This window comes from Microbacterium sp. 20-116 (assembly GCF_041079415.1).
Taxonomy (GTDB): domain Bacteria; phylum Actinomycetota; class Actinomycetes; order Actinomycetales; family Microbacteriaceae; genus Microbacterium.
The window spans coordinates 1-5,365 of the sequence record NZ_JBFYGP010000015.1 but is presented as its reverse complement, the minus strand read 5'-3'; the positions used below and the strand labels follow the sequence as shown (position 1 = coordinate 5,365).

The 5,365-nt window shown below is 54.8% G+C and carries 3 rRNA genes; all 3 read right to left on the bottom strand.

Annotated features, from left to right (window positions below):
- Positions 1 to 61: 61 nt before the first annotated feature.
- The 3 genes from rrf to AB6V29_RS16425 all read right to left on the bottom strand — a co-directional run bounded on the left by rrf (position 62) and on the right by AB6V29_RS16425 (position 5,331).
- Positions 62 to 178 (bottom strand): 5S ribosomal RNA (rrf, locus tag AB6V29_RS16435).
- A gap of 102 nt (positions 179 to 280) precedes the next feature.
- Positions 281 to 3,390 (bottom strand): 23S ribosomal RNA (locus tag AB6V29_RS16430).
- A 419-nt stretch (positions 3,391 to 3,809) separates the two neighbouring features.
- Positions 3,810 to 5,331 (bottom strand): 16S ribosomal RNA (locus AB6V29_RS16425).
- The 16S, 23S and 5S rRNA genes sit together here, the layout of an rRNA operon.
- Positions 5,332 to 5,365 lie beyond the last annotated feature (34 nt).

Below are 5,365 nucleotides of genomic sequence, written 5' to 3'. Positions count from 1 at the left end.
AAAGTGCCCGTAAATGCGAAATGGCCACCCAACGTTGGGTGGCCATTTCGACTGAAAAGAAGTCCGGCGGTGTCCTACTCTCCCACAGGGTCCCCCCTGCAGTACCATCGGCGCTGAGAGGCTTAGCTTCCGGGTTCGGAATGTAACCGGGCGTTTCCCTCTCGCTATGGCCGCCGAAACACTATTGATGTTTCACAAACCAACAACGACATAATCATTGTTGAGTTCCCGACCGTACATCGAGAACCACTCAGTGGACGCAAGCACCAAAAACAGGTGTGTTATCAAGTCATCGGCTTATTAGTACCGGTCAGCTTCACGTATTACTACGCTTCCACATCCGGCCTATCAACCCAGTAGTCTGGCTGGGAGCCTCTCACCATAAAGGTATGGAAGTCTCATCTTGAGGCCGGCTTCCCGCTTAGATGCTTTCAGCGGTTATCCATCCCGAACGTAGCTAATCAGCGGTGCTCCTGGCGGAACAACTGACACACCAGAGGTTCGTCCAACCCGGTCCTCTCGTACTAGGGTCAGATCCTCTCAAACTTCCTACGCGCGCAGCGGATAGGGACCGAACTGTCTCACGACGTTCTAAACCCAGCTCGCGTACCGCTTTAATGGGCGAACAGCCCAACCCTTGGGACCTACTCCAGCCCCAGGATGCGACGAGCCGACATCGAGGTGCCAAACCATGCCGTCGATATGGACTCTTGGGCAAGATCAGCCTGTTATCCCCGAGGTACCTTTTATCCGTTGAGCGACAGCGCTTCCACAAGCCACTGCCGGATCACTAGTCCCGACTTTCGTCCCTGCTCGACCTGTCAGTCTCACAGTCAAGCTCCCTTGTGCACTTACACTCGCCACCTGATTGCCAACCAGGTTGAGGGAACCTTTGGGCGCCTCCGTTACATTTTGGGAGGCAACCGCCCCAGTTAAACTACCCACCAGGCACTGTCCCTGAACCGGATCACGGTCCTAAGTTAGATATCCAGAGTGACCAGAGTGGTATTTCAACAATGACTCCACACTCACTGGCGTGAATGCTTCACCGTCTCCCACCTATCCTACACAAGCCACACCGAACACCAATACCAAGCTGTAGTAAAGGTCACGGGGTCTTTCCGTCCTGCTGCGCGTAACGAGCATCTTTACTCGTAATGCAATTTCGCCGAGTTCGCGGTTGAGACAGTTGGGAAGTCGTTACGCCATTCGTGCAGGTCGGAACTTACCCGACAAGGAATTTCGCTACCTTAGGATGGTTATAGTTACCACCGCCGTTTACTGGGGCTTAAATTCTCAGCTTCGCCTTACGGCTAACCGGTCCTCTTAACCTTCCAGCACCGGGCAGGCGTCAGTCCGTATACATCGTCTTGCGACTTGGCACGGACCTGTGTTTTTAGTAAACAGTCGCTACCCACTAGTCTCTGCGGCCACCACACCCTTTCGGAGCAAGTCCTAATAAGTGGATGGCCCCCCTTCTCCCGAAGTTACGGGGGCATTTTGCCGAGTTCCTTAACCACGATTCTCTCGATCTCCTTGGTATTCTCTACCTGACCACCTGAGTCGGTTTGGGGTACGGGCGGCTAGAACCTCGCGTCGATGCTTTTCTTGGCAGCATAGGATCACCCACTTTTTATCCGCATCGTGTCTCAGCCTCATGACTCCCGGATTTGCCTAAGAGTCGGCCTACGCACTTGCACCAGGACTACCATCGCCTGGCTTGGGCTACCTTCCTGCGTCACACCTGTTAATACGCTAGCCGCACCAGCATGGGGTCGAGCGTTCACACACACCCGCCTCACCCCGAAGGGATCCGCTAAAGCGTGAGCTAGGACTCTTAGCACCACTGGATTGACTGGGGCGGTTCTTCGCCGGTACGGGAATATCAACCCGTTGTCCATCGACTACGCCTGTCGGCCTCGCCTTAGGTCCCGACTTACCCAGGGAAGATTAGCTTGACCCTGGAACCCTTGGTCTTTCGGAGGACGTGTTTCTCACACGTCTTTCGCTACTCATGCCTGCATTCTCACTCGTGTAGCGTCCACGGCTGGGTCACCCCGCCGCTTCACTCGCCACACGACGCTCTCCTACCCATCAACACGGCTGGACCACGAAGGCCTACCAAAAATGTCAATGCCACAACTTCGGTGGCGTGCTTGAGCCCCGTTACATTGTCGGCGCGGAATCACTTGACCAGTGAGCTATTACGCACTCTTTCAAGGGTGGCTGCTTCTAAGCCAACCTCCTGGTTGTCAAAGCAACTCCACATCCTTTCCCACTTAGCACGCGCTTAGGGACCTTAGTTGGTGGTCTGGGTTGTTTCCCTCTCGACTATGAAGCTTATCCCCCACAGTCTCACTGCTGCGCTCTCACTTACCGGCATTCGGAGTTTGGCTGACGTCAGTAACCTTGTAGGGCCCATCGGCCATCCAGTAGCTCTACCTCCGGCAAGAAACACGCAACGCTGCACCTAAATGCATTTCGGAGAGAACCAGCTATCACGAAGTTTGATTGGCCTTTCACCCCTATCCACAGCTCATCCCCTCAGTTTTCAACCTAAGTGGGTTCGGTCCTCCACGACGTCTTACCGTCGCTTCAACCTGGCCATGGATAGATCACTTCGCTTCGGGTCTAGGACACGCGACTGAATCGCCCTATTCAGACTCGCTTTCGCTACGGCTACCCCACTCGGGTTAACCTCGCCACGTATCACTAACTCGCAGGCTCATTCTTCAAAAGGCACGCTGTCACCCCTACTAAGGAGGCTCCAACGGTTTGTAAGCAAACGGTTTCAGGTACTATTTCACTCCCCTCCCGGGGTACTTTTCACCTTTCCCTCACGGTACTTGTCCGCTATCGGTCATCTGGGAGTATTTAGGCTTATCAGGTGGTCCTGACAGATTCACACGGGATTTCTCGGGCCCCGTGCTACTTGGGATACTTCTCACGCCAAGAACAGGCATTTCGACTACGGGGTTCGCACCCTCTATGACCGGCCATTCAAAACCGTTCGTCTATACCCTCTTGTCACGTCGATCATTCGGCAGAACAATCAGAAAAGTCCCGCAACCCCCAACATGCAACGCCTGCCGGCTATCACACACGCTAGGTTTAGCCTCTTCCGGTTTCGCTCGCCACTACTTACGGAATCGCTTTTGCTTTCTCTTCCTGTGGGTACTGAGATGTTTCACTTCCCCACGTTCCCTCTACCCGCCCTATATATTCAGGCGGGAGTCACCAGGTACGCACGCGCCCTGGCGGGGTTTCCCCATTCGGACATCCTCGGATCAAAACTCGCTTATCAGTTCCCCGAGGCTTATCGCAGATTGCTACGTCCTTCTTCGGCTCCAGATGCCAAGGCATCCACCGTTTGCTCTTAAAGACTTGAAATCACATGAGTTGAATCGTCAAAAAATTGACTAATGATCTTTAAGATCATCTTCACGACACAACCAAAAAGTCATGTCGAAGATGCTCGCGTCCACTGTGTAGTTCTCAAAGTACGGGCGGTACCCACCCCACACGCCACAACCGTGACAGCAGGGAAGGCCCACGAGGAACAGCCACCAACCACACCAGCCTTCCGACTAGCGCAACCAGCGCCCGGCCCCTCAGGACCCAACAGCGTGCATGTACCCACCCCTCCAACCCGAACCGTTCCCACAGCAAGCTGCGTACTAGACCCGAACCATCGGCATGAGCACCCCATCAAATGTTCCACCCATGAGCTACCAGCAACACACATTCGGTGTTGAACTGGCGCCTGGACACCCACGATTCGAAAACCCCGGATGCCAGATGCTCCTTAGAAAGGAGGTGATCCAGCCGCACCTTCCGGTACGGCTACCTTGTTACGACTTAGTCCTAATTACCGATCCCACCTTCGACGGCTCCCTCCACAAGGGTTAGGCCACCGGCTTCAGGTGTTACCGACTTTCATGACTTGACGGGCGGTGTGTACAAGACCCGGGAACGTATTCACCGCAGCGTTGCTGATCTGCGATTACTAGCGACTCCGACTTCATGAGGTCGAGTTGCAGACCTCAATCCGAACTGGGACCGGCTTTTTGGGATTCGCTCCACCTCACGGTATTGCAGCCCTTTGTACCGGCCATTGTAGCATGCGTGAAGCCCAAGACATAAGGGGCATGATGATTTGACGTCATCCCCACCTTCCTCCGAGTTGACCCCGGCAGTATCCCATGAGTTCCCACCATTACGTGCTGGCAACATAGAACGAGGGTTGCGCTCGTTGCGGGACTTAACCCAACATCTCACGACACGAGCTGACGACAACCATGCACCACCTGTTTACGAGTGTCCAAAGAGTTGACCATTTCTGGCCCGTTCTCGTATATGTCAAGCCTTGGTAAGGTTCTTCGCGTTGCATCGAATTAATCCGCATGCTCCGCCGCTTGTGCGGGTCCCCGTCAATTCCTTTGAGTTTTAGCCTTGCGGCCGTACTCCCCAGGCGGGGAACTTAATGCGTTAGCTGCGTCACGGAAACCGTGGAATGGTCCCCACAACTAGTTCCCAACGTTTACGGGGTGGACTACCAGGGTATCTAAGCCTGTTTGCTCCCCACCCTTTCGCTCCTCAGCGTCAGTTACGGCCCAGAGATCTGCCTTCGCCATCGGTGTTCCTCCTGATATCTGCGCATTCCACCGCTACACCAGGAATTCCAATCTCCCCTACCGCACTCTAGTCTGCCCGTACCCACTGCAGGCCCGAGGTTGAGCCTCGGGATTTCACAGCAGACGCGACAAACCGCCTACGAGCTCTTTACGCCCAATAATTCCGGATAACGCTTGCGCCCTACGTATTACCGCGGCTGCTGGCACGTAGTTAGCCGGCGCTTTTTCTGCAGGTACCGTCACTTACGCTTCTTCCCTGCTAAAAGAGGTTTACAACCCGAAGGCCGTCATCCCTCACGCGGCGTTGCTGCATCAGGCTTCCGCCCATTGTGCAATATTCCCCACTGCTGCCTCCCGTAGGAGTCTGGGCCGTGTCTCAGTCCCAGTGTGGCCGGTCACCCTCTCAGGCCGGCTACCCGTCGACGCCTTGGTGAGCCATTACCTCACCAACAAGCTGATAGGCCGCGAGCCCATCCCAGACCGAAAAATCTTTCCAAACACGACCATGCGATCACGTCTCATATCCAGTATTAGACGCCGTTTCCAGCGCTTATCCCAGAGTCCAGGGCAGGTTGCTCACGTGTTACTCACCCGTTCGCCACTGATCCACCAAGCAAGCTTGGCTTCACCGTTCGACTTGCATGTGTTAAGCACGCCGCCAGCGTTCATCCTGAGCCAGGATCAAACTCTCCGTAAAAAAGAAATGCATACAACCACCGGGAAAACGACAG